2 protein-coding genes are annotated in these 591 nt (G+C 42.3%); both read left to right on the top strand.

Annotated features, from left to right (window positions below; translation table 11 throughout):
• The first annotated feature begins 74 nt into the window (after positions 1–74).
• Positions 75–365, top strand: coding sequence for an IS66 family insertion sequence element accessory protein TnpA (gene tnpA, locus H5202_RS23620; RefSeq protein WP_182774145.1), 291 nt, complete (start codon positions 75–77; stop codon positions 363–365).
• On the top strand, positions 362–591 hold a 230-nt coding region (gene tnpB, locus H5202_RS23615), incomplete at its 3' end, for an IS66 family insertion sequence element accessory protein TnpB (RefSeq protein ID WP_182774143.1). The genes tnpA and tnpB, both read left to right, overlap by 4 nt.

Below are 591 nucleotides of genomic sequence, written 5' to 3'. Positions count from 1 at the left end.
GTAAGCGGTCAATTAACCCCACATACCAATAAAAATCAGCTTTTGGCATAGTGCTTCTTTACAAAGGAGGTGCTATGAATCAATCGCAAAAACATGACCACTGGACTCAAATACTGACTGAGTTCAAACAAAGCCAGTTACCGATTAAACAATTTTGTACTGAGCGGTCAATCCACTATCAAACACTTTACTATTGGGTCAAAAAACTCAACAGTAAAGAGGCCAAGCAACATGTTCAGCCCATTGTCTTTGACCAGGAAAGCACTGATGTCGTTGTGCTATTATTACCTAACGGTATTCGCGCTGAACTCCCTTCGATGCTCAGTCAAACACAAATCAAACATTGGGTTGCAGCACTACAATGACTCCCACTGGTAACGTGTATTTAGTGTCCGGTGTCACCGACATGAGAAAGTCGATTGATGGACTGTCATTAATCGTCGCAGACACACTTGAAATGGACCCATTTAGCCAGGCTTGGTTTATCTTTTGTAATCGACACCGCGATAAGCTCAAAATCTTATTCTGGGATACTAACGGATTTTGGCTTTATTATCGTCGCCTCGAAAAAGGCCACTTTAAGTGGCCGGT

It is taken from the genome of Shewanella sp. SG41-4, from assembly GCF_014164505.1.
Classification (GTDB): domain Bacteria; phylum Pseudomonadota; class Gammaproteobacteria; order Enterobacterales; family Shewanellaceae; genus Shewanella.
Note: the sequence above shows the minus strand (reverse complement) of the source record. Positions and strands in the feature narration are given on the sequence as shown.